Source organism: Sorangium aterium, from assembly GCF_028368935.1.
Classification (GTDB): Bacteria; Myxococcota_A; Polyangia; order Polyangiales; family Polyangiaceae; genus Sorangium; species Sorangium atrum.
On record NZ_JAQNDK010000003.1, the window covers coordinates 1,511,235 to 1,537,137 of the forward strand.

Sequence of the window (25,903 nt, forward strand, 5' to 3'; positions counted from 1 at the left end):
CGGCGCCGTCGCAGAAACGAAACGCGCGGCTAGCGGCTACGCACAAACCTGGCTAAGAGGCGTCCTGTGACGACCTCATCCGCGATCCTCATCATCGGTTCGATGGCCTTCGACGACCTCGAGCTCCCCTCCGGCAACGAGAGAGACGTCGTCGGTGGCTCCGCCACCTACTCGGCGTTCGCTGCCTCGTGCTTTGCTCCGGTGCGCACCGTGGCCGTGGTGGGCGATGATTTCCCTGAAGGGACCCTCGCGGCGATGCGATCCCGAGGGATCTCGATCGAGGGCGTCGAGCGCGCTCCTGGGAAGACGTTCCGCTGGGCCGGGCGCTACGACGTGGATCTCATCCATCGCACGACGCTGGACACGCAGCTCAACGTGTTCGCGTCGTTCGCGCCGAAGCTGCCGGAGACCTACCGCGACACGCCCTTCCTCCTGCTCGGCAACATCCATCCCGCGCTCCAGCTCGACGTCCTCGAGCAGGTCCGCGCGCCGCGCTTCGTCCTCGCGGACACGATGAATTTCTGGATCGAGGGGGAGCCGAAGGCGGTCGCGGCGATGCTGCGCCGCATCGACACGCTCGTGGTCAACGACGAGGAGGCGCGCCAGCTGTCGGGCAAGTACAACATCCGCCGCGCGGCGAAGGAGATCCTGTCCCGTGGTCCGCGCCGGCTGATCATCAAGCGCGGAGAGCACGGCGCGCTGCTCTTCGACGAAGAGGGCGTGTTCGCCGCGCCCGGCTTCCCGCTCGAGGACGTCATCGACCCCACGGGGGCCGGCGACGCCTTCGCCGGCGGGCTCATCGGTTACCTGGCGTGCCAGCCGGAGATCACGCCGCTCGCGCTCCGGCGCGGCATGCTCCATGCGACGGCGACCGCGTCGTTCTGCGTTGAAGCGGTTGGCACGCGGCGGATCGCGACGGTGACGCGCGCCGAGATCGCGGCGCGACTGACCGAGATCCGGGCGCTGTACGAGTTCGGCGCGAGCACGATGTGAAGCAGCCTGCCTTGGAGCGGCGCTGGCGCGAGAGCCCGCCGTGTGCGGTCGCTGTTCACCTTCCGGCGCATAGCCGTGCTAGACGACCGTCAAAGTGAACATGAACCTCACCACCCGTACTTTCGCAGGCATCGCCTTGCTGGCCCCCCTCGTCTTCGGCTGCGCGGCCCGTACTGCGCCGTTCGACGAGATGGACAAGGCGCAGATCACGGTCCTCCGCCTCCAGGGGCAGGAGCTGGCTCCGACGCCCGCGGCGACGACCGGGGCCCCCACCCTCATCCCGGGCATCCCGCCCGAGCTCCAGCAGATGGGGCAGGCAGCCCTGCAGGGACTGCAGCAGGCGCTGCCCGGGCTCATCCCGCCCAACCTGATCCCGGGGCAGACCGCCAGCACGCCGGTCCTGCCTGCGCAGCCGCGCTTCAAGAACTTCGTCATCCTCCAGCAGCGTCAGCTCACGACCAGCGACGCCGACGAGGAGCTCAAGGACCAGATCCTCGACGTCTTCGGCGACGAGGACAGCTTCACCGCGGACCGCGGCAACTGCTTCTATCCCGGCCTGGGCATCTCGCTGGTGCGGCCGAACAACCCCACGCCGGTCGATCTGCTCATCTCCTTCTCGTGCAACCAGGCCATGGGAGACGGCTTCCGCTGGCCTTACGCGACCAACGGCTTCTCGGCCGAGACCCACCAGAAGCTCAGCGAGATCTACCAGCAGCTCTGGGGACAGTCGGTCCCGCCCGGCGCGTGATCCCCTGCCGCGGCGAGGAGTTCGTCGTCTAATTTGTAATCAGCACCACATATCGTGACCGCAGGGTCCGGATGGCTAGACTTGATCGAGCTTCCGAGGTTCCGCGTATCGGTCAGGAGCGCGCCGCACGACGTCATGATCCCCCAACCCCAGCTGTTGCCGGGAAAGGAGCTCGGGCACTACGAGCTCCTCCTGCCCATCGCGCAGGGGGGAATGGCCACGGTGTGGGCCGCGCGCCACAAGGGCCGTCGCGGCTTCCAGAAGACGGTCGCCATCAAGACGATGCTTCCGTCGCTCTCGGATGATCCCCAGTTCGAGAAGATGTTCCTCGAGGAGGCGAGGCTCGCCTCGGGGATCCATCACCCGAACGTCGCCGAGATCCTCGACCTCGGCGAGCAGGACGACGTCCTCTACATCGCGATGGAGTGGGTCGACGGCGAGGCGCTGTCGGTCATCGCGAAGGCGGCGAGCAAGAGCGGCGTGGCCATCCCGCTGCGCATCGCGCTCCGCATCCTCGGCCGCGCTTGCCTCGGTTTGCACGCCGCGCACGAGCTCCGGGACCCGCAGAACGATGATCTGCTGCTCGGGCTCGTGCACCGCGATGTGTCACCCCAGAACATCCTCGTGACGTACGACGGCCACGTGAAGCTCGTGGACTTCGGGGTCGCCAAGGCGACCAACCGCGCGCACAACGATACGACCGCGGGACAGATCAAGGGCAAGGTGCCGTACATGTCCCCGGAGCAGGCGCGAGGCGATCGGGTCGATCGGCGCACCGACGTGTTCGCGATGGGGATCGTGCTCTACAAGTTGACGACCGGAGAGCACCCCTTCGCCGCAGAGAACGATCTCCTCACGCTGAAGTACATCACCTCGCGACCGGCGCTCTCACCCCGCCTGAAGAACCCGGATTTCCCGCCCGAGCTGGACCAGGTCCTGATGACGTGCCTGCAGAAGGAGCCGGAGCGCCGATACCAGACGATGCTCGAGCTGGAGCGCGCGCTGGAGGCCGTGCTGGCCAAGGAGCCGACGGTGACCGACCACGACGTGGGGGCGTTCGTGCGCGGGCTCCTGGGAGAGCGCAACCAGCGCCGGCGCGCAGCGCTGCGGGACACGGTCCGCGTGCTCGACGAGCGCGCCTCCAGCCCGCCCGAGGTGATGCTCCTTCGCGACAGCATCAGCGAGCTCTTCTTCACGCAGCTCCCTCCTGGTCAACCGAGCGCCCAGCTCCCCGCGCCTCGCCGGAGCACCCCCGCGCCCTCGCGGCCGGCGCTGCCATCCGAGTCGCTGATCCCGAGCTGGCCTGGCCATGAAACGCAGCTGGGCCCGATCGAGGTCCCGGCGGCCCGCCGCCGCTCGGGGACGCGGGTGGCAGCCGCCGCGCTCGCGCTCATCACGCTGCTGGGCGCCGGGGTGATGTGGTTCGGGCGGCCCACGCCGGAGCAGAGCGCGTCCGAACAGCTCCCGGCGCACGCCCTCGGCGCTGGCTCGACGGCCGCAGCCGCGACGGGCGCACCGCCAGGGCCGGACGGCGCGCCCACGCTCCTGGCCGACCACGTGGGCGTGGGTGCTCAATCCGCCCCCGAGGCGAGCGACCCGGGGCGCGGAGCGAGCGCTCCGGACCCGACGGCCAAGGGCGCGACGGCCACCGCAACCCCTAGCGCGACGGCTGCTGGCTCGAGCACCAGCGCGCGCAGAACGAACCCGGGCAAGCGCCCCTCGACGAAGTGGGTACCGACCGTGACAAATCCCGGGTTCTGAGCGGCCGCAGGGCACGGCAGCTCCGCGACGCGCTCCTCCTGGCAGCAAGCCTGGGCGTCGTCGGCGGCGCCGTGTCGTTGCGGCGGAGCCGAGCGTCCAGCGCCTCGCCGACCCCGGCGCACGCGAGCGCGCCCGCGGAACCGTCGCCCTTGCCCAGGGGCGGTGAGCCCGAGCGCGCAGCGCTCGACGAGCACGAAACGCAAGCGGGGTGCGGCTTTGCCGACCATGGCTTCGGCGTCTACGAGCGATGGCGCCCGCTCCCGCTGGGCAGGCTCCTCGTCCCGCCGGCGAACGCGATTCGCTCGGACGGCGGCTACGATCTTCTGGTCCACTTCCACGGCGCCGAGCCTGTCCGGAAGGTGCTTGCCCCGAGGGGCATGGATCTCGTCATCGCCGGGGTCGACCTGGGGACCCGCTCGAGCGACTACGCGCGTGCCCTCGAGGGCGGCGGCTGGGACGCGCTGCTCCAGGCGATCGACCGCGAGGTCGAGAGCGCCTCCGGGAGCGCGGGCGCACGCGTCCGCCGCCTTGTGCTGTCCTCCTGGAGCGCTGGATCCGGCGCGATCGGCAGGATCATCGAGCGCGGGAGCAGCCACGTGGATGCGTTGATCCTGCTCGACTCCCTCTATGGCTCCTACATGCCGGGGCAGACGTCGCTCGCGCCGGGGCAGCTCGCACCCTACGTGGCGCTGGCCCACGCCGCCGCGCGCGGCGCGCCGGTCTTCTACCTGACGCACACCGACATCCCGACCAGCGGCTACGCGTCCACGAAAGAGACGGCCACGTTCCTACTTCGTGAGCTTGGAGCCACCCCCATCGCGGTGACCTCGAGCGGGGACGACGGGCCCTCCGCTGCGCCGGGCGATCGCGCCGAGGAGGCAGGAGACGCGCTGCGGCTCACCGGGATGTACGACGGCGGCAGCCTCTACGTGCGCGGCTACGCCGGAACGGGCCCCGGGGAGCACTGCGCGCAGCTGCGGCTGCTCCCCGCGATCCTGACGGAGCACGTGCTCCCCGCCCTTCGCCGTTGAGGCGCCGCTGATGCGAGGAAGCGCGCGGCGTCTTTTCCGCGCCGACGCGTCGGCGCACGCCCGGCGAACCGCCGCGGCTCAGTACGACTTCGCGAACACCACGCGCCGCGGGCTGGGCTTGCCGGTGAAGATGCACTGCCCTTCACCCGTCAGCGCGTCGGCCCACGGCGCCCCTTCGAACCCCCCGGTCGGGATGCAGCGGATGGTCACCTTGTGCGCATCCTTCACCGCCGTCTCGATCTCCGGATCGCCGGACCAGTGCGCCAGCGCGAACCCGCCTTGCGCCTCCTTGCCCCCGGTCGACGCGAAGAACGCGTCGAAATCTGCGCGGCTGTTGATGACGTGCGTGTTGCTGTCGCGCACGGCGAGCGCGCGCGCGTAGAGCGTCGCCTGAATGTCGCCAAGGATCTCCGTGATGCGCCCCACGAGCTCCCCGCGCGCGATGCTCGACTTGTCTTTCGGCGAGCGGTCCCTGCGCATCACCATGGCCACGCCGGCGTCGACGTCGCGCGGCCCGATCTCGATGCGCAGGGGGACGCCCTTCTTCACCCACTCCCACTGCTTCTCGCCGCCGCGGATGTCGCGCCGATCGATCTCGACCTCGACGCGGCGCTCGCCGAAGCGCTGCGCCCGGAGCTCCTTCGCGAGCCCGTCGATGTACTCGTCGATCTTGGCTCGCGTGTCGTCGCCCCGGTAAACGGGGAGGATCACGACGTGCGCGGGCGCGAGGCGCGGCGGGAGCACCAGGCCGTCGTCGTCGCTGTGGGTCATGATCAGCCCGCCGACGAGGCGCGTCGACACGCCCCAGGACGTCGTCCAGGCGTACTCCTCGGTCTCCTCCTTGGTCTGGAACTTGATGCCGCTCGCCTTCGCGAAGTTCTGCCCCAGGAAGTGGCTCGTCCCGGCCTGCAAGGCCTTCCGGTCCTGCATCATCGCCTCGATCGCATAGGTGTCGACCGCCCCGGGGAAGCGCTCGCTCGCCGTCTTCGGCCCCTCGAGGACGGGCATCGCCATGAAGTCGCGCGCAAACGTCGCGTAGACCCCGAGCATGCGGAGCGTCTCCTCGCGCGCCTCGGCCGCGCTCGCGTGCGCCGTGTGCCCCTCCTGCCACAGGAACTCCGCCGTCCGCAGGAACAGGCGCGTCCGGAGCTCCCAGCGCACGACGTTCGCCCACTGGTTGATCAGCAAGGGGAGATCCCGGTAGCTCTGCACCCAGCTCGCGAACGCCGCGCCGATGATCGTCTCGGACGTGGGGCGCACGATGAGCGGCTCTTCCAGCCGGGCCTGAGGGTCGGGAATGAGCCCGCCGCCAGGGCCGGGGACGAGCCGGTGGTGGGTGACCACGGCGCACTCCTTCGCGAACCCCTCGACGTGCTCCGCTTCCTTTTCGAGGAACGACTTCGGGATGAACAGCGGGAAGTAGGCGTTCTTGTGCCCGGTCGCCTTGAACATGCTGTCGAGCTCGCGCTGGATGTTCTCCCAGATCGCGTAGCCCCACGGCTTGATGACCATGCAGCCGCGGACCGGGGAGCTCTCCGCGAGGTCGGCCGCGCGCACGACCTGCTGGTACCACTCCGGGTAGTCCTCGTTGCGGGTGGGCGTAATGGCGGTCTTCGGCGCTTCGTTCTTGGCCACGGTCTCTGCTCTCCTCGATGGGCGGCTCGGCCGGCGGCCTTCGACCGGGCCGCCTTCGTCCCGCTGCGGACGGTCGGCTGGCGCCGGCCCCCGCTCCGGGCTGAGCGCGCGACGTATCAGGAGCGCGGCAGGGTGTCGAGCGCAGCGGTCCCAGCGCCGGAGCCTCGCGGCCCTCCCGCTGGCTGGAGCGATGCCGCTCGCCCCGACGGCCGCCGCGCGCCAGGCTGCCTTCGCGGCGGCGCGCCGTCGTGGTACGCGCAGGAGAACGACGTGAACTACGTCATCCTCACGCACGGCGGGGTGACCGCGCCGCAGAGCGGCTCGGAGAGCTGCGCCAGGGCCGCCGACGAGGCGCGCCGCGCGCTGGACGCGGGCGGAGAGGCGCTCGCGGCGGCGATCGGGGCGACCGCGCGCCTCGAGGACGACCCACGCTTCAACGCCGGGACGGGCTCGAACCTCCGCCTCGACGGGCGGACGGTCGAGATGGATGCGGCCGTGATGGCCAGCGATGGACGGTTCGGCGCAGTGGCGTGCATCGAGCGCGTGAAGAACCCCGTCCTTGTCGCCGCGAAGGTGGTGGAGACGCCGCACCTGCTCCTCGCCGGCGCCGGGGCGACGGCGTTCGCTCGCCGGCTGGGGTTCGCGGACCATGATCCGGTCACCGAGGAGGCGCGCCGGAAGCACGACCGCTCCCTCGCGGCGCTACGGGGCGAGGGCGGAGACGACGAAACCACGAACGACGCGGCGCGCTTCCATGCGCTCACGGCGACGCGGTTCTGGAACTTCGACGCCGAGCCGATCGAGTGCGACACCGTCGGGGCCGTCGTTCGCGACACGCACGGCCGGTTCGCCGCCGCGGCGTCGACGGGCGGGTCGACCTACTCGCTCCGCGGCCGCATCGGGGACGTGCCGCTCCTCGGCGCGGGGATCTACGCCGGCCCCCACGGCGCCGTGGCGGCGACGGGCGTCGGCGAGGAGATCGCGCGCCGCTTCCTCGCGCGGACCGTCTACGACTGGCTCGCCGACGGCGTCGCGCCCGCGCGCGCCGCGCAGCGCGGCGTCGCGATGTTCCCCGACGTTCTCGCGATCGGCGTGCTCGTCGTGGGGCGGAGCGGCCAGGCGATCGCCTCGAACCGCACCATGCCGAGCGCGCAGCTCGTGGGCTGAGGAGCCGCAGACGACGATGCAGAGTGGAGACCCTGATGCGATCGTGGTGGGCGCGGGACCGAACGGCCTCACAGCGGCGGCGTACCTCGCCCGCGCGGGCTTCTCGGTGCTCGTCCTGGAAGCCGAGCGAGAGCCGGGCGGCGCGGTCCGCACGCGCGAGGTGACGCTCCCGGGGTTCCGCCACGATCTCGGCGCGGCGTTCTTCCCCTTCGGGCAGACGAGCCCGGCGCTGGTGCCGCTCGATTTGCCGGGGGCCGGCCTCGTGTGGCGGCACGCGCCGATCGACAGCGCTCACCCGGCGCCCGACGGGACGTGCGCCTCGATCGCGCGGGACGTCGACGCGACGGCGCGGTCGCTCGGCGAAGACGGCCCCGCATGGCGCCGGATCGCCGGCTGGCACGCGGCCACCCGTGAGCGGATGCTGAACGCGCTCCTGTCCACGCCGCCCGCCCTCGGGCAGCTGCTCCGGCTCGGACCCCTCAACCTGCTCCGCCTCGCGCAGGTGGCCCTCTCGAGCGGACGTGGCTTCGCGACGCGCACCTTCCGGACCGAGGCGGCCCGACGCGTCGTCCCCGGGCTCGCCCTCCACACCGACGTGGGCCCGGACGATCCCTGCGGAGCGATCGTCGGCTTCATGCTGACCGTGCTCGCCTCGAGCGGCGGCTTCGCGGTGCCCGAGGGCGGCGCCGGCTCGATCACGAGCGCGTTGCTCCGGCGCGTCGAGGAGCGCGGGGGCGCCCTCCGCTGCGGCGCCCGGGTCGACCAGATCATCGCCAGGCAGGGGCGGGCGGCCGCGGTCCGGCTCGACGACGGCCAGGAGATCCGCGCCCGCCGCGCGATCGTCGCCGATCTGGCCGCGCCGACGCTCTACCTCCGCCTGCTCGCGTCAGAGCTGGTTCCCGAGCGGGTGCAGCGCGCCATGCGCCGGTTCCGCCAGGGGTTCGGCACCTTCAAGATGGACTGGGCGCTCGACGGCCCGACGCCGTGGTCCCACGAGGACGCCGCGCGCGCGGCGGTCGTGCACGCGGGCGACAGCCTCGACGATCTCTCGGCCTTCACGCGGCAGGTGCGCGCCGGGTCGCTCCCCGAGCACCCCTATCTCGTGATCGGGCAGCAGTCGCTGGTCGATCCGACGCGCGCGCCGGCCGGCCGCCACACCCTGTGGGCCTACTCCCGCGTCCCCTCCTCCATCGAGGGCGGCTGGGCGGGCTCGCGCGAGCGCTTCGCCGATCGCATCGAGGCGCGGATCGAGGAGCTCGCCCCCGGCTTCCGGCAGAGGATCATCGCCCGGACGATCTGGGCGCCGGACGATCTCGAGGCGATGGATGCAAACCTCATCGGCGGTGATCTTGGCGGAGGCTCGGCCGATATCCGGCACCAGCTCATCTTCCGGCCGGTGTTCCCCTATTTCCGCTACCGGACGCCGCTCCGCGGCCTGTATCTAGGCTCGTCCTATGCGCATCCCGGCGCCGGGGTCCACGGCGCGTGCGGGCGCAATGCGGCCCTGGCGGTGCTGGAGGACGAGGGCTAGCGCGCCGCGCTTCGCTACTTCGACCGCGACGACGGGCCGTCCCGGTAGTCGGAGCGCTTCAGTCCGTGGCTCGCGATCTTCTCCTGGAGCGTGCGCAGCGGCATCCTGAGCCGCCGGGCGGCCATCGCCAGGTTGCCGTTGGTGCCGCGGAGGGCATCGAGGATGATCTCCGTCTCCAGACGGTCCATCTGTGCCTTGAGCCCGATGGCCGGCGCGGAGCTGGGCGGCCCTGCGAGCTCGATGGGAGGCCGATCCGGCGGCGGCGTGGTGCGTTTGGGCGCCGAGAGGGAGTGGATGCTCTCCGGCAGGTCGAGCGGGGTGATGACATGCCCCCGCGCGATGACGACGGCCCGCTCGATGGCGCTGCGCAGCTCGCGCACGTTGCCCGGCCAGGGATACTGCTCCAGGAGCGCGAGCGTCTCCGGATCGAGCGAGCGCACGTTCCTGCGGTGCACCTCGCTCGCCTGCCGGAGGAAGCGCTGCGCCAGCGGTCCGATGTCCTCGCGCCGCTCGCAGAGCGGCGGGATGCGCAGCGGCACCGCGTTGAGCCGGTAGAGCAGATCCGAACGGAACGTGCCCGCCTCGCACATCGCCTCGAGATCGCGGTAGGTGGTCGCGACGACCCGCACGTCCACCTCGATCTCCTTGGTCGAGCCGACGCGGACCATGCGACCGGTGTCGAGGACGTGCAGCAACGCGGCCTGGCAGGACGGAGGGAGGTCGCCGACCTCATCGAGCACCACGGTGCCGCCAGCGCACGCCTCGAAGACGCCCTCTTGCGCGTGGGTCGCGCCGGGAAAGGCGTCGGCCTCGTGGCCGAAGAGCGTGCTCTCGAGGAGCTGGGCAGGCACGCCGCTGCATCCGACGCGGATCATCTGCATCTTGTGGCGGGGGCCAGCCTCGTGGATCAGCCGCGCGAACACGTCCTTGCCGGTCCCCGTCTCGCCCTGGAGCAGCACAGGCGCGGACGAGCGCGCGAGGCGCATGGCGGTCTCGAGCACCGGGCGCATCGCGGGGCTGCGCATCACGAGCCCCTCGTCGCCCGCCGTGCGCAGCGCGCCCACCGGCGTGGGTCCGCCCACCAGGTTCTCGATGCTCGGCATCTTTCTCCGCTCCGGGGCGCCACGACGCCCGTCCAGCGCGTCGAGGTTCAGCACCGGCAGCTCGGCGCTCGCGATCACGCGCAGCGACGCCGTGATCTCCCCGAGCACCACCTCGTCGCCGGGCTTCAAGACGCCGTGCTCGACGCGCTGCCCGCTCAGGAAGGTGCCGTTCGTGGAGCCGAGATCCTGGATGAGCACGTCGCCGCGCTGGAACGTGAAGCGCGCATGGCGTCGCGACAGGCTGCGCTCGGGGATCGCGACATCGGCGCTCGGATCGCGGCCGATGACGACGCCGACCCCCTCGATCAGCCGCACCGTCTCGGCGCCCTGCCGGTGGTAGATGATGAGCAGCACGTGCGGCTGCGTCCCGCGCTCGCGGCTCAGCTGCGTCAACGCATCACGGACCTGCGACATGGCGATCGGGTCCGTCACGCCCAGCTGCGACTCGTAGTGGACGTCCTGTGCTCCGAGGTCGTCGTGCGGCATGGATGGCCGTGCGACCTTGGTATCCACAGGCAAGTCGACGCCAGCGTGGCCTTCCTCGGACGCGCCCGGCTCGCGGACGTCCGGCGAAGATAGACTCGTCGGAGCGGCCGGACGCGGGTGATTCATGCCTTCTCTCTCATGCGTGCCCGAGGAGCCTCCGGCTCGAAATGTTGGCCCGCGAGCCCTGCTCGCGCTCGTCCCGTTATCCTATGACCATAAGCTAGAGGTCGCCCAGCGCGCAAGGCGCGAGCAGCACTTCGTCGGCGCTGCGGCGTAGCCGCAGGCGGCACGCGCACGCGCACGCATCAGGCGCCACGCAGTATGCAGCCCACTGAGCCGCACGGCTCTCCGCCCCTTCTCTCTCTTTTCGGACTTTACCGCTTTGTTTCCTCCCCTTCCTCCTCTCGCTCGCTGCCCTGTTTCCTTTGCCTCTACTGCCTCTACTTCCTAGTTCTTTCTCTTTCGTTTCTGCAGTGTAGCCCTCGGACGCACACTTGCAGGCGGCCTCGGCGCTCCGCTCAGATCTCGCGCACAACGCGTTCGCCAGAGCCGGGCGATCGCGCGGGCGGCGCGGACGCCTCCTCGGCGCGGCAGTGCGCGTTGAAGCGAGAGCACGGGACGTCCTCGAGCGATGGGAGCTCCGCATAGCCCCGGGGACCGGCGATGTCGTTGAAGCAGCGCCCGAGCCAGCCCGGAATGACGAGCGCGTAGGTGCGCGCGAGCCGGCGAGGATCGTCGAGCGTGCGCAGCATCGCAAGGTAGGTCACTTCTCCATAGGTCGCCTTGAAGGCAGCCGCCTGCTCAGGGCGCGCCAACCAGCTCATGACGCCGGCGCGATCCGCTTCTGGGTGGAACTGGACCGCCTCGACGCCGGGCGCGACCTGCAGACCGAGGATCGCCCGCCCCTTCGAGATGCCGTCACGGCTCTCGCGGGCGAGGAGCTGGCCGCCGAGGGAGCTCAGCCGGCGCTCGTCGAGGTTCACCGCCTCCCAGTTGCGGTGCTCGAACGCGAAGAGACGGTCCCCGAACGGCGCCAGGAGCGGGTGGTGCTGGCCGACGGGGGTCGTGTAGATCGGCATGACGCCGAACTTGCGATCGGCGCGCGGCACCACGTCGGCCAGCTTGTAGTGATGGACGACGAGCTCGAACGAGTAGCAGATCGCGAAGAGAGCACGCCGGTGCGCGCCCCCCTGGCTCGCCGACTCGACCACGCCGTCCACGAAGCGCGCAAAATCCTGCGTCCAGGGCTCGCCCTCCCCATCAAAGGGAGAGCCGGGCCCGCCTGACGCGAGGTACAGATCGCAGTCCGTGGGGATGGGTGCGTTGGTGTCTCTGGAGACACCTCGACGACCTCGCAGGGTAGGCCGGGATTGTGCGCCTGGACGCGTTCGAAGAACCCCGCAGCGAGCCCGCGTAGACAGCGCATCGCCTGGTTCACGTGGCCATTGTTCATGTCCACGATGCACAACCGCAGCGGCCGGCCGTTCGCGACGGTAGCTTGCCGGCCGGGAGTAGGTGGAAGTGGATTCGAGCTCATCGGAAGGTGACTGTTTGCAGACGTAGACCCCCGCCTTTTTTACCCATACCACCCCTCCGACCTCGCGAAAAGAATGGTTTTCTCCGTTACGCCGGTTACGCCGGTTATGCCGGTTGCGTCGGTTACGCCGACTGTTCCCGCTACTTCGACTTCATCGGTCGATCCCTTTACGTCGACCACATCCGTCACATCCGTTCCGCTCGTTATGCCCATCACACCAGTTGCGTATCTTACAATGGTTACATCTGCTTCAGTTACGTCCGCTACGTCCGCTTCATCGATTACGCAGCGGACGATTCGTCACCTCTGGAGGAGGCCAAAACTCCTTCATGGGCCCCGCCTTCGTGCGAATCCTGTGTGTGATGAACAAACGGAATGGTTCGACGCGTGATCCTCTGACCCGCCGCCATGTGCTGACCGGGCTCGGCGCTGCGCTCGGCGCCTCGGCCTTCGGATGCAGCACCCCAGAGGGCGCGATGGTGCTCGACAACGCCCCGCCGAGCATGGGCGGCGCGGGCGAGAGCGACGGAGCGGGTGGCGCGGGTGGCTCAGGAGGAACAGGCAGCTCGGGACAGCCGGAAGATGGCGAGGCCGGCGGCGCTCTGGATCGCTGCACGGAGACGGGAGGTCTGAGCCCGGCGGAGCTGCTGGCGCCCATCAACACCATCGTCGTTCTCTGTATGGAGAACCGCTCCTTCGACCACTATCTCGGCTCGCTGCTGCTGAAGGAGGGCCGGCAGATCGACGGTCTGACAGGCACAGAATCGAACCGAGCGCTCGATGGAACGCTGATCTCGCCCTTCCGGCTCGACAACTTCACGCCCACCGACCCGCCGCACAGCTGGGACGCAGCCCACACGCAGTGGAATCAAGGGAGGAACGACGGGTTCGTCATCGCGCACGCAGGGCCCGACCAGCGCGACGTCATGGGCTATCACGTGCGGGAGCAGCTGCCGATCCTCTACGCGCTCGCAGACGCGTCGGCGATCTGCCAGCGCTGGTTCTCCTCGGTGCTCGGCCCGACGTGGCCGAACCGGCTCTTCCTCCACGGCGCCACGTCGAGGGGCGTCTCGAGGAACGTGCCGGTCACCGGCTTCACGAGCGTGTTCGAGCTGCTGAGCGACGCAGGGATCTCGAGCAGGAACTACTTCCACGACGTCCCGTGGTGCTCGGGTGCGTACTTCAGATTCAAGGGCGTGTCCGGGATCGAGCGCTTCTTCGAGGACGCGGCCGCGGGGATCCTCCCCTCGTTCTCCGTCATCGATCCCCAGTTCTTCGGCGCCACCGCGAACGACGACCACCCGGACCACGACGTGCAGCTCGGTCAGGTGCTCATCGCCAGCATCTACAACGCGCTGGCGAAGAGCCCGCAGTGGGGCCAGTGCCTCCTCGTGATCACCTACGACGAGCACGGCGGCTTCTTCGACCACGTCGCGCCGCCGACGACGACGGACGACGACCCCCTGTTCACCCAGCTCGGGTTCCGGGTGCCGTCGATCGTCGCGGGCCCGTTCGTCCGGAGGGGCTGCGCGGTGAGCACCGTGCTCGATCACGCGTCGGTGATCCGCACGCTGGAAGCGCGCTTCGATCTCCCCTCGCTGAACGCGCGCTCCGCCGGCGCGAACGATCTGTCGTGCTGCATCGATCCGGCGCTCCTCCGCGATCCTCAGGAGCCGATCCTGCTGCCCGCGATGGACATCTCCCTGTCGCGGCTGCGCTCGCGCACCGAGTCCGGGATCTCTCAGCCGGAGCTGTGGGAGGCCGCGGAGCGCGGGCTCATCCCGCGGCACCTCGACCGCCGGGCCGAGGGTCCGGCCATCGCCCGGCGGGTGCTGGCGCACGCGGAGCGGCTCGGCACGGCGAGGCTCAGGGACTGAGGCGCCGGCCAGCCGGCGCCGAGGTCGCCCGGGGGCGGGAGGTCTGATAGAAGCGCCGCCGTGCCGCCCGATCTCGATCCGCCCGCCGCCATTCAGGCAGGGACCACGCCGGCGAGCGCAGCCCTGGGCGCGCCCCAGACGACCAGCGCAGGCCCGCCGGCGGCCGGGCAGCAGACGCAGACGGCGACCAGCGCGGCGCGCTCCTCGGCGATGGTCACCGCAGGGATCATCCTCTCGCGGCTCGTCGGGCTGCTCCGCCAGCGGGTGACGGCGCACTTCTTCGGTACATCCGAGCTCGCCGACGTGATCGCGGCGGCGTTCCGCGCGGGGAACATCACCCAGAACCTGCTTGGCGAGGGGACGCTCTCCGCGACCTTCATCCCCGTCTACGCGCGCCTCCGCGCGGCCGGCGACGCACGACGCGCGTCGCACTTCGCGCTCTCCGCCCTCGGACTCCTGCTCGTCGCCGCCGCGGTCGCGTCGATCGCCGGCGTGCTCGCGGCGCCGTGGCTGTCCTTCGTGGTCGCCGCAGGCTTCGACGCCGACAAGCTCGCCAGCACGACCCGGATCGTCCGGATCATCTTCCCGATGACCGGCCTGCTCGTGCTGTCGGCGTGGGGGCTCGGCGTGCTGAACGCGCACCGGCGCTTCTTCCTCCCGTACGCCGCGCCCGTCGCGTGGAGCGCCGCCCAGATCGCGGGGCTGCTCGCGTGCGGCGCGTGGCTCGGCATGCGCGGGGAGCCGCTCGCCGAGGCGCTCGCGTGGAGCGCGCTCGCGGGCGCGGCGCTGCAGCTCTCGCTGTTGCTCCCGTCGGCGCGCTCGCTGCTCGGCGGGCTCACGCCGCGCCTCGACGCGCGCGACCCGAGCGTCCGCGAGGCCGGCAGCAAGCTGCCCGCCGCGCTGCTCGGCCGCGGGATCATCCAGGTGTCCGGGCTCGTCGACACGCTCCTCGTGAGCTTCCTCGGCGCCGGCGCGAACGCCGCCTTCAACTACGCGCAGACGGTCTACCTCCTGCCGATGAGCGTCCTCGGCGTCGGCGAGGCCGCGGTCGCGTTGCCCGAGATGGCGCGCGACACGGCCGAGGCCGACGTCGCGCGGCGCAACGAGGCGCTGTCGCGCCGGCTCGGGGCGTCGCTCGCGCGGATCACGGTGCTCACCGTGCCGGCCGCGGCCGTGTTCATGGTGCTCGGGCGGGAGCTCATCACGCTGCTGCTGCAGACCGGGACGTTCGACAAGGCGTCGACGGCCCGGGTCGAGCCGCTCGTGTGCGCCTACGGGCTCGCGCTGCTCGGGAACGCCGCCGGGCGCGTGCTGATCACCGCCTCGTTCGCGCTGGGGGACACGAGGACCCCGGCCCGCTACGCGCTCTATCGCGTGGTCGTCAGCACCGCCGTCGCGCTCCTCCTGATGCGGTGGCTCGACGTGCTCGGCGTGGTGCTCGGCGCCGTCATCGCAGGGTGGGTCGAGGCGATCGCCCTCGGGCACCGCGTGCGGCGCGAGATCGGCGGGCTCGGCCTGGATCAGATCCGGATCGGCCGCGTGGCCTTGCTCGCGGCCATATCGGTCGGCTGCGGCGCCGCGGTGAAGGCGGCGCTGCCGGAGGCGGCGGCCGCGGCGCCGTGGGGTGCCGCGCTCATCCTCGCTGCGTGCGGCGGCGCCTTCGCCGTCGCGGCGCCCGCGCTCGGGCTCTTCAGCCTGAAGTCCCTCCTGCGCCGGAGGTGATCACGGGCGGCGCCGCGCGCGCACGGCCCTCCGCGTGCGCCCGGTGCCACGCGACGTAGCGCTCGACGAACGCGCGCTGCACGGGGTTCAGCGCGACGCGCGGGCGCCGTCGCTCGATGAGGGCGAGCGCGTCGCCCACCTCGATGCCGCCGCGGGTGGCGAGGTAGCAGAGCGCGAGCGTGACGCTCCTGCCCACGCCGCTCGCGCAGTGGACGTGGACACGGTGGCCAGCGACGATATGCCGCTCGAGGAACGCCACGCCGCGCGCGGCCTCCTCGAGCGTGGGAGCGCACATGTCCCAGCAGGGGATGCGCAGGTACTCGACCCCCGCCGCGCGCAGCGCGGGCACCGGGTCGTACAGCTCGCGCGACACGTTGATCACGGCGCGGACGCCGAGGCGACGGAGCTCGGCGACGTCGCCTGGGAGAAGGAACCCCCCGATCAGGAGGTTCGGGCTCACCCACGTGCGCCACGGGTGCCGCGGCCGGAGCGACGCGGAGGCGCGGCGCAGCGCCAGGAATGCATAGAAAACGAGGGCGTACGGCGCGAGCAGGAGGAACACCAGCGCAGGGCGAAGGCGCACGCGCACCTCATGGCGTCGACGCTGGCGCCGCGCCAGCGGCCGGGCGGCACGCGCGCTGATGACGCGCGTCCATGACACGCGCACCGAGCGCACCGACGATGCGCCGGCGACGCCACGGAACTTGGCCCAGCGCGCGCCAGCCGGGCATGCATCGACAGATGCCGCTCGCTTCCATGCCGACGGATCTCTCCCGCTCGGCCTCGTCTCCGCGCCGCCGGACGCCGCTGCTCTGCGCGCCACGGCGCACCGAGGGCGGCCCCCGCTCGCGACGCGTCGATGGGCGGCTCGCAAGCGTGCTCGTCGCGCTGACCATGTGCGGATGCAAGCCGGCAGGCGCGGCGGTGGAGCTGTCGAAGGAGGGGGCGAGCGACGACGGTGCGCTCGAGGTCGCCGCGCTGCCGGCGGACGGCCCCAAGCTGGTCGCGCTTCGCGCAGGGACGCCCGTGCTCGCGCGTCCGCAGGCGGGCGCACGCAAGCTCGGCGAGCTCTATCCTGGCGCCGCCGTCGTGAGGTCCTCGGAGCCGTACGGACGCGCGGGGTGCAGCGGCGGTTGGTATGCGGTCCGCCCCCGCGGGTTCGTCTGCGCAGGCGACGGCGCGACGCTGAACACCGACGTGCTCGCGCTCTTGCCGGCTCCACCCGACACGTCGCGGCCCCTCCCCTACCGCTACGGCCGCGCGCGAACCCAGGGCACCCCGGTGTATTTCGGGGTGCCGAGCCGCGAGGAGGTGCAGCGCGCCGAGCCGGATCTCGATCGCCACCTCGAGCGTGTGCAGCGCAGCGACGCGCAGCTCGGCGCGTCAGCCAACGACGTCCCGCTGGACGCGCGCGGCGTCTCCTCCGGGCCCCCGGTGCTGCTGCCGCGCGGCGACGGCATCGGCGAGGACGGGCGCAGGACCGAGGCCGGGTACTTCTTCTTCCCGATCGCCGACGCGGTCGCGCCGCTCCCGCCCGTCGCCGCGCTCGGCATCGACATCGGCGGAAAGGACGGCGCCCACGTCGATCTGCGCGCCGCGCTGAAGACGGTTGCGCTGCGCAAAGGCAGCGGGGTCGCGATCACCCGCGCGTTCACGGCGGGAGCGGCCGACGGGCGCAGGTTCGGCGTGACGCCCGACGGACGGCTCATCCCGACCGACCGGCTCCAGGCCGCGCTCGGATCACCGTGGCACGGCCTCGATGTCGAGAAGCTCGGCCTGCCTGTGGCCTTCGTCCATCGCCACGACGTTCACACGTGGTCGCTCGGCCGCGGCAAGGCGAGCGAGAACGACGAGGAGCTCGAGCGCCACACGGGCGTGCCGCTCACGGGCAGGTTCAGGACGGTGGACGGCGTCCGTTTCGAGGAGGCGCGCGACGGCTTCTGGCTGCGCGCACAGGACCTCGTCGTCGTCGTGCGTCGCACCAAGCTCCCCGACTTCGCCAAAGGCTCGCAGCGCTGGCTCGACGTCAGCCTGGTGAACCAGACGCTGACGGCCTACGAGGGACAGAAGCCCATCTACGCCACGCTGATCTCGTCCGGACGCGACCAGCTGCGCGACCCTGAATCGACGGCGTCCACCGCGCGCGGCACCTTCCGCGTGCGGAGCAAGCACGTCACGCGCAACATCGATCCGCGCGAGGTCGCCGACAGCTTCGACGTCACCGACGCCCCGTGGGTGATGGACCTCGCGCCGGGCCAGGCGATCACCGGCATGTACTTGGGCGCAGGGGTCGGCGAAGCGCAGGGCTTCCACGACATCGCGCTGACGCCCATCGACGCGCGGCGCATCTTCCTGTGGGCCGAGCCGGAGCTCCCCGAAGGCTGGCACGCTGTGTACAGCAACGACGAGGAAGGAACCCTCGTCCACGTGCGGCCTTGATGTTCACTCAGCCACCGCTGGCCCTCCGAGGGAGGCCAGCGGTCGACTGTCACCATTGCTGGTGCCGAAGGAGGGAATCGAACCCCCGACCCGGCGCGTATGAAACGCCTGCTCTAGCCAGCTGAGCTACTTCGGCAAAAGTGAGGGCGGACTAGTACCGCCACGTCTCCACTCTGTCAAGCGAGGTCGTGCGCGTCGCGACACGCGGTCATCTCCGTCATCACGGTCATCTCCGTCATCACGGTCACCGCAGTCATCCCAGAAGATTGCTCGGGATCACCGTTCGCGCTCTCGGTGCTTCGGCAGAACCGCCGGGTTTTTCGCGTCGAACGGCATCGACCACCGAAAGCTCTCGCCGAGCTCGGGCGGCACCGGAGGGTACGGTGAACCGCGCAGCACCGCGCGCCGGCAGTTCTCATCGAACTCGGGGATGCCGCTCGGCCGCGTCACCGACGCGCTCCCCACGGTCCCATCCGCGCGGATCACGAAGGTCACGATCACGGTCCCCTGAAGCCCCTCGCCCGCGGCCCACTTGGGAAACGCGTCGGCCCACAGCGGGTGCAGCTTGGCCATGACCTGCCTCATGTAGTGGCTGCGCCTGCGATCGAGCGGATCGTTGTCGAGCAGCCGGCCGCGCCCAGAGCCGAGCGCGCTGGAACGCGCACCGCGGCCCGCCACGCCACCCGCGCCGGTCGCGCCCGGTCCTTCCTGTCCGCCTGGCCCGAACCCACGCACCCCTCCGGCCGAGCTGGCGTGGACGAGCGACTGGATCGCCGTCGCCACCTCCTGCTCGCTGTCCACCGTGTCGTTCGGGTGCCCCACGGCGTCGGCGGGGACGGATGGCGTGCCCACCGCGACCATCGGCCGGGCCAGCGGAACCGCCGCGCTCTCGCGGTGATCCTCGCCGGGCCGCGCGTCGCGAACGCCCAGCCCCGCGGAGGCGCGCGCGCCTCCCTCGACGGCGCCGCCGACGGCGCGCGGGCCCGCCCCCAGGGAGAGCGTCGCGTCGCGCGCAGCGGGCTCGTCGCTCGCGCCGTCGATGCCTGCAGGCTGGGCCGCAGCGCCGAGCACGCCGCCTCGACGCTGGGGCGCGCCGCCATCGCGCGCCCCGAGCGACGGATCGCGGTCGGCCGACGTGCGTCGCTCGGGCCGACGGCCCACCCGCCCCCCCGCGAGGAACGTGAGCTCCATGGGCTCCCGGCTGGCTCGCCAGTCCTCGCGCGACGCGCGCTGGGGCGACGAGCGGATACGCTGGATCTGGCTCCTGTCGAGGCGCGAGCGGATCTCTGGAGACAGGAAGATCGCGTCGTCCCTGTCGGCGAGGTTCAACGCAGGCAGCTCCGCCGCGTCGGTGCCGCCGCGCCCGCTCGTCCCCGTGTCCGGCCGCGGTGCGGCCTCCCCTCCGCCCCGCGAAAGGAGGACGGCCAGCTCGGGCGCGGTCGCCGCCGCGCGGTCGAGCGTGCCGTCCGAGACGACGGGCAGCTCGATCTCGATCGGCGTGCTCACAGCGGCTGGCGACCCGACCGTCCGCGCGCGCGCGACCTCACGTGCCGAGAACGAGCCTGCGACGGCCAGCGCGCCTGCGCCCACCAGCCCTGCGTGGGCTGCGACGGAGAGCGCCCACGCGGAGGCGATCCGGCGGCCGTCGCGAGACCTCTGCGCCATCGTGCTGTCACTATGCCTCGAGGCGCGCCTGGGGCGAGCCCGCAGGCAGGACCGCGCGCGCTCGTCTCAGCCGGTGGGCGCGCCGTCCAGCGGGAGCCGCAGCCGCCTGCGGGTGTTCTCCGCCGTGCGCGCGGCCAGCGCCTCGAAGGGCTCGCCCCGGAGCTCCGCGACGAAGCGCGCCGTGTGCAGCACGTGTCCTGGCTCGCACCGTTTTCCCCGGAACGGCACCGGCGCGAGGTAAGGGCTGTCCGTCTCGACCAGGATCCGATCCGCCGGAGCCCATGCGGCGACCTCCTGGATCGCGCGCGCGGTCTTGAAGGTGACGATGCCCGAGAACGAGAGGTCGAAATCGAGCGCGAGCGCCCGCTCGGCGAACGCGCGATCCTCGGAGAAGCAGTGAATGATGCCGCCCACGTCGCTCGCCTGGGCGCGCGCCAGGATCGCGAGCGTATCTTCCGGCGCCTCGCGCGTGTGGATGACGATGGGCTTCTCCACCCTCCGAGCGAGGGCGACGAGGTCGGCGAAGACGCGCTGCTGTGTGTCCTTCGACGAGTGCATGTAGTGGTAGTCGAGGCCGATCTCGCCGACGGCCACGACCTCGGGCCGGCGCGCGAGGACCTCGAGCTCCGCGAGCATCCGGTCGTCCACGGCGGAGGCGTCGTGCGGATGGACGCCGACCGCGGCGTGCACGTCGGCGCGCCGCGCGGCGAGATCCGCGGCGAAGCGCGCCGCGGAGAGATCCGCGTCGACGCCGACGACCACGAACGCGTCCACGCCGGCGGCCCGCGCGCGGTCCAGGACGGCGTCCGCTCCCTCGCGGAAATGACGCGGATCGACGTGGCAGTGGGAGTCGATGATCATGCTTCGCTTCAGGTGACGAGCTCCGCGAAGCGCGCGCGGAGCAGCGCGCTCGCGGCGTCGAGCGCGCAGCGGTCGCAGTAGCCCATCCCGCGCAGCCGCTCGAGCGCGCGCGTCGCGTTCCTGCGCTCCTCCTCGCGCAGCTCGCCCCAGCCCTTCTCGGACTTGCCGTCGCTCTGCGCGTCGCGGAGGAGCGCGACGAGGTCGCGAACCAGGAGCGCCACGCCCTTGCGCCGCTCCGTGAAGACCGCCTCCCGCAGCTTGCGGATCTGCTGCGGGAACACGACCGCGTTGACGATCTTCTGGCCAGGGTGATCGATGGCCCACGCCGCGATGGCCGAGATCAGGCCGCGCCGGTGATCGTCGTGCTTCGTGCGGACCCCGAGGAGCGCCTCCACCTCGCGCATCATGCGCTCGTCCGGGTTCTCGAAGTCGCCGGTGTGCGCGTTCCTGATCTTCTCCCCCTTCACCCAGACGCCGACGTGGGAGACGTACCGATCGAACAGCTCGGCGTAGCGCGTCTCGTCGACGAGGCCGCTGGCCGTCCGCATCTCCTCCTCGGTCGTGTCGAGCAGGCGCGTGCGCACGACCTCGCGGAAGAGCCGGTGATCGTGGTAGCCGCCCGCGAGCTGCTTCTCCTTGAGCCAGTCGTACTCCGCCTGCCGCTTGCAGAGCGCGTCGAGCTCCGAGAGCACGGCGAACGGGGAGAGGCACGCGTGGTCCTCGCTCTGCGCCGCGTCGAGCAGGAGCGTCCGAACCTCCCGCGGCGAGACGCCGAGGCGCCCCTCGAAGTCCACGGACGCGTCGCTCTCGTGGTAGATCGCCTCGATGCCCGCGCGCAGGACCTTCTGCGCCTCGGCGTCGAACCGCTCCGGCGCCGTGCCCGTCGCGAACAGCTCCATCTTCTCGACGGCGGTGAGGCTCGAGACGAGCGGCGCGAGCGCGTCGGGGTACCGCTTCGCCTCCGGCTGCCGCATCCGGGTGAGCACGGCGAACTGCGCGGCGACGCGCGTCGCGTGCGGGGCGACGTGGCGGGTCACGAACGGGACGATCTGCGTGTCGTAGATCGCCTGCTCGTCGGGGTAGCTCCGGAGGTAGGGCGCGCGCAGGAGCTCGAAGCGCCCGCGGAAGCTCGGGAACTCCGGGTGCTCCCGGAAGGCGTTGAGGTGCACGTCGTTGGCGCTGCCGATCATCACGACGTTCGTCTGCACCGTCTGCTGCGGCAGGCTGACCTCTCCCGTCTCCAGCGTGAGCTGGAGGTACCGGAAGGCGTCGAGCGGTCGCTTGAGGAGATCGCTGAACTCGAGCACGCCCCCGGCGGCCTCGATGAGCTCACCGTGCGCCTCGAAGAGCGTCGTCGCCTGGAGCGAGGTCGGGAGCGAGGCGAGCGAGCGATCTGCCGTGATCTGCCGCTCGCCGGCGTCGACCGAGAGCTCCGGGCCGATCGTGACGGCGCCGACGCGGTAACGGCGGGAGATGAAGTACCGCTCGACCTGGACGTGCCGCAATGTCTCGACGAGCGAGCCGCCGCTCGCCACGAGGAGCGCCTCGAAGACCTGCTGGTTCTTGTGGGACAGCTTGCCGCTCATCAGCCACTCGGGCGGCGGCTCCGTCGCGCCGGCGTCCTCGTAGAGCTTCAGGATGAGCGCCCGACGCTCTCGCACCGGGAGCAGGAACAGCGGGTGATCCCTGAGCTCGATCACGAGCCGGGCGTCGATCTGATCGTCCTCGAGGTGGGCGTAGCTCGTGCCGTCCGCGGCGCTCGCCTTCACGTCGCCGCCGAAGCCGATCGAGCCGCGCATCGTCTTGCGGCTCGGGAACACCCAGTGGAAGCGGTACACGGCTCCCTCATCGAGGGTCGAGTAGTGCTCCAGGGCGCGCAGGATGCAGGCGGCGAGCGTGCTCTTCGCCGAGCCGTTCGGCCCGTGCATCAGGACGAGCCTGTTGGCCCTGCCCTCGCGCACGAAGTTGCAGAGCACCCGGTAGACCTCGGCCTGGAGCTCTTCGTGGCCGATCAGCGCGAAGTCCCGCCCGTGGTAGGAGGCCGCGGCCGGCGCGCCCTGCTGCGCGGGCTCGGTCGCGGGGAGCTCCCACGGCAGATCGAAGAGCTGGAACCGGGTCAGCTCCCCCCAGGGCTTCTTGATCGTCCGCGTGCCGAAATGGTCGAACATGTCGCGGACGTAGCGAGCCGCGTCGCGTCCGAAGCGGACCGGATTGGAAGCGAAGAGCTCCAGGTACTGCTGGAACGAGAGGACCCGCTGCTCTTCGTTGAAGCGCCGCGCCATCGAGGAGGCGATGGCATCGAGCTCGGAGAGGGCCTTTCGAGCCCGCTCAGCCGCACTGCCTTGGACCGTCTGGCTGGGGCCGACCTCGCTGGGCTGGCCCCCCCGGCAACCGGAGGTGTCGTTGTTCACGTGAGGCTGAGTTTACCGTTCTGCCTACTGCACGTCGACGATCGCCTCGAGCTCCTGCTTCTGCATCAAACAATTCGCGGCGCTGCAGATGCTGAAGGAGAGCACGCCCGCCACCTTGGTCTTGCCCTTCTTGGCCGCCACGAACGGGACCTTGAGGAGGCCCTTGCTCTCCTCGAACATGCCGTCTTCGCGCTTGAGCAAGGGCTTCGGGTACGAAACGCCCTCGGCGGCCGCCTCGGTGACCTTGAACTTGATGGGGTATTTGTCGTTGATGTGGTAGTCGCCCTTCGACAGGAGCGACACCTCCACGAGCCCCTCCTGGCCGGCCTTGTACGTCCCCGTCGGCTTCATTTCGAGGGTGTAGACCGCATCCTCGACCTTCGATTTTCCGCCCTGGGGTGGGGCCGCAGGTGCTGCCTCGGGGGCGCCGCGAGAGGTCGCCGCTTCGCTCTGGCTACAGCCGAGGACGGGGAGCCCGGAGAGCGCGATCAGGCACATCGCGGCGGAGAGGGGCTTGCGGGTCCGAGTTGAAGGATGAGTGCTCATGGTCAACACAAATAACACAGCGGCGGCGCCAGCGCGAACGCGGGGCCCCGGCGCCCAGGACGATGGCGCACTGAACCGGAGCACGCGCGCGCTTTACGCCCCAGCCGCCGCCGCGGCGCGTAAGGCGCAACGTCGCACGAGCGCGCGGCCCGGCGCCGCCGTCAGCGCGAAATCAGCAGCGCGACGAGCGCACAGAGCAGCACCGCCGCGCCAGCCGCTGCGGGGATGACCCAGCGCGGCAAGCGCTGTGGCACGCCCATCACGATGTCCTCGGCGAACGCCTCGGCAGCGTCCGGCGAGCGCGCGATGGCCGCGGCGGCGATCGACCCGCCGCTCGCACCGGCGGGGACCGCGCCGACGCTCGCCGGGGCATGCGGTTGGCGGGCCAGGACCGACGGCGGCGCGGCGCGGATCCGGGCCGCGAGCTCCTTCTGCGGCAGGTACGCCCAGTCGCGGTGCGACCCCGCGAGGCCGTACGCCTGGCCCACGCGATCGGCGAGCAGGCCGACGGAGGGGAGGCGCGCCTCCGGGCTCTTCATGAAGGCCTCCTCCATCACCGGATCGAGCGAGGCCGGCGCCCCGTAAGCCTTGCCCGCAACGCTCGGAGGCAGCGGGTTGCTGCCCATGATGGCCACGAGGATCATCGGACCGGTCGGCGCGTGGAACGGGACCTTCCCCGTGACGCACTCGAACACGATCGCCGCGACCGACCAGACGTCGGCGCGATGGTCGAGCGCGAGCAGCCCCTGCGCCTGCTCGGGGGACATGTAGAAGGGAGATCCGATCGTCGTGCCGACGACGGTCAGCTTCTTCGCGCCCTCGCTGTTGTCGCGCACGCTGCCGAAGTCGAGGATCTTCACCATGTCGCCGTCGTGCGTGCCGACCAGGAAGATGTTGTCCGGCTTGAGATCGCGGTGCACGACCTTGCGCTTGTGGGCCTCCTCGAGGCCGAGCGCGATCTGCGACAGCATCCGCACCAGGCGCTCGGGAGGCAGCACCTTGTCGCGCTTGAGGACCGTCCGCAGCTCCTCGCCCTCGAGGTACTCCATGACGAGCGCGAAGCTGTGGTCCTCGGTCTTCTCGAAGGCGAGCACGTCGACGATCTGCTCGTGGGGCAGCGACGCGCTGACCTCGAACTCGCGGTGAAAGCGCTCGACGCTCACCTCGTCGAGCGCGACCTCGGGGTGGAGGATCTTCAGGGCGACGCTGCGGCCGGTCCGCAGATCGAGCGCCTGATAGACGCGCCCCATGCCGCCGTCGGCGACGATCCGCCAGACCTGGTAGCGCCCACCGCAGAGGGTCGCGCCGACGCGCCTGTCCTCCGGGTGGACCGGCGGCGATACCTCAGCGACCGGGATGAGGCGCTGCCCGTCGACCGGACAGAAGCCGCTGTCGTGCGAGAAGAGCCTGAAGCAGGCGGAACACGTCTTCAAGCCGCGCACCCTGGATCAGGCGCGGGAGGGGTCCGCGGCCGGCGTGCTGCCCGTCGCGGGCTCCGGCGGCATGTAGTAGAGGATCCGGTTGCAGTTCGGGCACCGCTCGAACTCCTCCTGGCGGCGCATCTTCTGGAACATCATCGGCGGCACGGACAGGTGGCAGCCGAGGCATGTGCCGTCGTAGGTGCGGGCGATCGCGACGGGCCTGCGCGTCCGGATCGACTCGTAGCGGCGGTACAGGACGACCGGCAGCTTACCGACCACCTGCTGGCGCGCCTCGGCGCGCTGGCCGCGCTCGGCCTCGAGGGCCGCCAGCGACGCCTGCGTCCCCGGCGCGCTGCCGTCGATCGCCCCCGCCAGGTCGACGCGCTTCGCCTCCGCCACATCGATCGCCGAGCGCGCACCCTCCGAGGCCGAGCTCAGCCGCTCGATCTCTTCCTCGCGATCGCGGTGCAGCTTGCGCAGCTCCTCGATCTCGCGCTGCGCCGCGTTGGACTCGCGCTCGTTCCGGGAGCGCTGCAGCTTCTCCCGCGAGCGCTCGATCTGGCTCGACATCTGGCGGAGCTCGACGGCGAGCTCGGAGCGCGTCTTCTCCATCGCCGCCAGGGTCTCCCGATCGCCCTTCAGCCGCTCCTCTAGCCGCTTCAGATCGGACCGCATCCCTTCCAGGCTGCCGCGCTGCTTGTCGAGCTGCTCATCGATGCGGCGGATCTCGCTGTCGATGGCCGACAGCTCTTCGAGGAATGCGATCTGCTCGCGGATGCTCACGTGCTTCCTTGTCTCCTTCTGTTTCGTGGCTTTCGTGGGCCCACCTGGACTCGAACCAGGAACAGCCCGGTTATGAGCCGGGGGCTCTGACCGATTGAGCTATAGGCCCTGGTACAAGGGCGAACCCCCGATCGGGTCCGCCCACTTTCGCACCGGCGGACAACGTAGTCCAAGCGGCGCGCAGTT

The 25,903-nt window shown here is 71.1% G+C and carries 19 protein-coding genes and 2 tRNA genes; 9 read left to right on the forward strand and 12 right to left on the reverse strand.

The features are described from left to right. Window positions 1-66: 66 nt before the first annotated feature. The 4 genes from POL72_RS29945 to POL72_RS29960 all read left to right on the forward strand — a co-directional run bounded on the left by POL72_RS29945 (window position 67) and on the right by POL72_RS29960 (window position 4,533). On the forward strand, window positions 67-993 hold the full coding sequence (locus tag POL72_RS29945) for a PfkB family carbohydrate kinase (RefSeq protein ID WP_272099504.1): 927 nt from the start codon (window positions 67-69) through the stop codon (window positions 991-993). A 100-nt stretch (window positions 994-1,093) separates the two neighbouring features. Then, window positions 1,094-1,741: a hypothetical protein gene (locus tag POL72_RS29950; RefSeq protein WP_272099506.1), complete on the forward strand. Its 648-nt coding sequence runs from the start codon at window positions 1,094-1,096 to the stop codon at window positions 1,739-1,741. A 135-nt stretch (window positions 1,742-1,876) separates the two neighbouring features. Continuing rightward, a complete protein-coding gene (locus tag POL72_RS29955) occupies window positions 1,877-3,502 on the forward strand; it encodes a serine/threonine protein kinase (RefSeq protein WP_272099508.1) in 1,626 nt (541 codons plus the stop codon). A gap of 149 nt (window positions 3,503-3,651) precedes the next feature. Next, window positions 3,652-4,533, forward strand: a complete 882-nt coding sequence (locus POL72_RS29960; RefSeq protein WP_272099510.1) for a hypothetical protein — start codon at window positions 3,652-3,654, stop codon at window positions 4,531-4,533. Window positions 4,534-4,611: 78 nt separating this feature from the next. On the opposite strand, the gene proS is transcribed toward POL72_RS29960, so the two are convergent. Then, complete coding sequence (gene proS, locus POL72_RS29965) at window positions 4,612-6,168, reverse strand: proline--tRNA ligase (RefSeq protein ID WP_272099512.1); 1,557 nt, start codon at window positions 6,166-6,168, stop codon at window positions 4,612-4,614. Between the two features lie 270 nt (window positions 6,169-6,438). Between proS and POL72_RS29970 the strand changes: the two genes are divergently transcribed. Both POL72_RS29970 and POL72_RS29975 read left to right on the forward strand, forming a co-directional pair. Beyond that, on the forward strand, window positions 6,439-7,335 hold the full coding sequence (locus POL72_RS29970) for an isoaspartyl peptidase/L-asparaginase (protein ID WP_272099514.1): 897 nt from the start codon (window positions 6,439-6,441) through the stop codon (window positions 7,333-7,335). Window positions 7,336-7,351: 16 nt separating this feature from the next. Next, window positions 7,352-8,866, forward strand: a complete 1,515-nt coding sequence (locus POL72_RS29975; protein WP_272099515.1) for a phytoene desaturase family protein — start codon at window positions 7,352-7,354, stop codon at window positions 8,864-8,866. 14 nt (window positions 8,867-8,880) lie between these two features. On the opposite strand, the gene POL72_RS29980 is transcribed toward POL72_RS29975, so the two are convergent. Then, window positions 8,881-10,455: a sigma 54-interacting transcriptional regulator gene (locus POL72_RS29980; RefSeq protein WP_272099517.1), complete on the reverse strand. Its 1,575-nt coding sequence runs from the start codon at window positions 10,453-10,455 to the stop codon at window positions 8,881-8,883. 518 nt (window positions 10,456-10,973) lie between these two features. After that, a complete protein-coding gene (locus POL72_RS29985; RefSeq protein ID WP_272099519.1) occupies window positions 10,974-11,675 on the reverse strand; it encodes a type 1 glutamine amidotransferase family protein in 702 nt (233 codons plus the stop codon). A 679-nt stretch (window positions 11,676-12,354) separates the two neighbouring features. Between POL72_RS29985 and POL72_RS29990 the strand changes: the two genes are divergently transcribed. Both POL72_RS29990 and murJ read left to right on the forward strand, forming a co-directional pair. Continuing rightward, a complete protein-coding gene (locus POL72_RS29990) occupies window positions 12,355-13,869 on the forward strand; it encodes an alkaline phosphatase family protein (RefSeq protein WP_272099520.1) in 1,515 nt (504 codons plus the stop codon). A 60-nt stretch (window positions 13,870-13,929) separates the two neighbouring features. Continuing rightward, window positions 13,930-15,591: a murein biosynthesis integral membrane protein MurJ gene (gene murJ, locus POL72_RS29995; protein WP_272099521.1), complete on the forward strand. Its 1,662-nt coding sequence runs from the start codon at window positions 13,930-13,932 to the stop codon at window positions 15,589-15,591. Here murJ and POL72_RS30000 read toward each other — a convergent pair. Continuing rightward, the gene (locus POL72_RS30000) at window positions 15,560-16,174 is read right to left on the reverse strand and encodes a protein-tyrosine phosphatase family protein (RefSeq protein ID WP_272099523.1); all 615 of its coding nucleotides are present in this window, start codon (window positions 16,172-16,174) and stop codon (window positions 15,560-15,562) included. The genes murJ and POL72_RS30000 overlap by 32 nt on opposite strands. 158 nt (window positions 16,175-16,332) lie before the next feature. Between POL72_RS30000 and POL72_RS30005 the strand changes: the two genes are divergently transcribed. After that, a complete protein-coding gene (locus tag POL72_RS30005; RefSeq protein WP_272099525.1) occupies window positions 16,333-18,030 on the forward strand; it encodes a L,D-transpeptidase in 1,698 nt (565 codons plus the stop codon). Between the two features lie 59 nt (window positions 18,031-18,089). Here the strand turns inward: POL72_RS30005 and POL72_RS30010 are convergent. The 8 genes from POL72_RS30010 to POL72_RS30045 form a co-directional block, all read right to left on the reverse strand. Continuing rightward, window positions 18,090-18,166: transfer RNA gene (locus tag POL72_RS30010), tRNA-Met, on the reverse strand. A gap of 140 nt (window positions 18,167-18,306) precedes the next feature. Beyond that, a complete protein-coding gene (locus POL72_RS30015; RefSeq protein WP_272099527.1) occupies window positions 18,307-19,695 on the reverse strand; it encodes a TonB family protein in 1,389 nt (462 codons plus the stop codon). Between the two features lie 66 nt (window positions 19,696-19,761). Further along, complete coding sequence (locus POL72_RS30020; protein ID WP_272099529.1) at window positions 19,762-20,556, reverse strand: TatD family hydrolase; 795 nt, start codon at window positions 20,554-20,556, stop codon at window positions 19,762-19,764. Between the two features lie 8 nt (window positions 20,557-20,564). Then, window positions 20,565-22,967, reverse strand: coding sequence for a PrkA family serine protein kinase (locus tag POL72_RS30025; protein ID WP_272099530.1), 2,403 nt, complete (start codon window positions 22,965-22,967; stop codon window positions 20,565-20,567). Window positions 22,968-22,991: 24 nt separating this feature from the next. Beyond that, window positions 22,992-23,513, reverse strand: a complete 522-nt coding sequence (locus tag POL72_RS30030; RefSeq protein ID WP_272099532.1) for a hypothetical protein — start codon at window positions 23,511-23,513, stop codon at window positions 22,992-22,994. A 161-nt stretch (window positions 23,514-23,674) separates the two neighbouring features. Beyond that, a complete protein-coding gene (locus tag POL72_RS30035; protein ID WP_272099534.1) occupies window positions 23,675-24,946 on the reverse strand; it encodes a serine/threonine-protein kinase in 1,272 nt (423 codons plus the stop codon). Window positions 24,947-24,961: 15 nt separating this feature from the next. After that, complete coding sequence (locus POL72_RS30040; RefSeq protein ID WP_272099536.1) at window positions 24,962-25,717, reverse strand: zinc ribbon domain-containing protein; 756 nt, start codon at window positions 25,715-25,717, stop codon at window positions 24,962-24,964. Window positions 25,718-25,752: 35 nt separating this feature from the next. Beyond that, window positions 25,753-25,826: transfer RNA gene (locus POL72_RS30045), tRNA-Ile, on the reverse strand. Window positions 25,827-25,903: the final 77 nt, after the last annotated feature.